Consider the following 483-nt stretch of genomic DNA (forward strand, 5'->3'; position numbering starts at 1 on the left):
ACCTTCGGGTTATGAGCCCGACGAGCTACCAGACTGCTCCATCCCGCGATATTAAAATGACCCGTACGGGATTTGAACCCATGATACCGCCGTGAAAGGGCGGTGTCTTAACCACTTGACCAACGGGTCAAAAAAACGGAGAAGGAGGGATTTGAACCCTCGCGCCGCTTTCGCGACCTACACCCTTAGCAGGGGCGCCTCTTCAGCCACTTGAGTACTTCTCCATGAAAAAATTAATAAGCGGGTGACGAGAATCGAACTCGCGACAACAGCTTGGAAGGCTGTGGTTTTACCACTAAACTACACCCGCATAAATCTTATGGCGCGGGACAGAATCGAACTGCCGACACATGGAGCTTCAATCCATTGCTCTACCAACTGAGCTACCGAGCCATAAACTATTCATTTAATAAATATGCTTGTACCACGGTCCTAGACGGATTTGAACCGTCGATCTCCTGCGTGACAGGCAGGCGTGATAAA

4 tRNA genes are annotated in these 483 nt (G+C 50.1%); all 4 read right to left on the reverse strand.

What is annotated here, in order from left to right:
- Positions 1 to 57: 57 nt before the first annotated feature.
- Positions 58 to 129, reverse strand: a tRNA-Glu gene (locus IV36_RS11760).
- Positions 130 to 136: 7 nt separating this feature from the next.
- A tRNA-Ser gene (locus IV36_RS11765) sits at positions 137 to 224 on the reverse strand.
- A 15-nt stretch (positions 225 to 239) separates the two neighbouring features.
- A tRNA-Gly gene (locus IV36_RS11770) sits at positions 240 to 310 on the reverse strand.
- A 10-nt stretch (positions 311 to 320) separates the two neighbouring features.
- Positions 321 to 393 (reverse strand) — tRNA-Phe (locus tag IV36_RS11775).
- Positions 394 to 483: the final 90 nt, after the last annotated feature.

The sequence above is a fragment of the Liquorilactobacillus mali genome (assembly GCF_001437155.1).
GTDB lineage: Bacteria > Bacillota > Bacilli > Lactobacillales > Lactobacillaceae > Liquorilactobacillus > Liquorilactobacillus mali_A.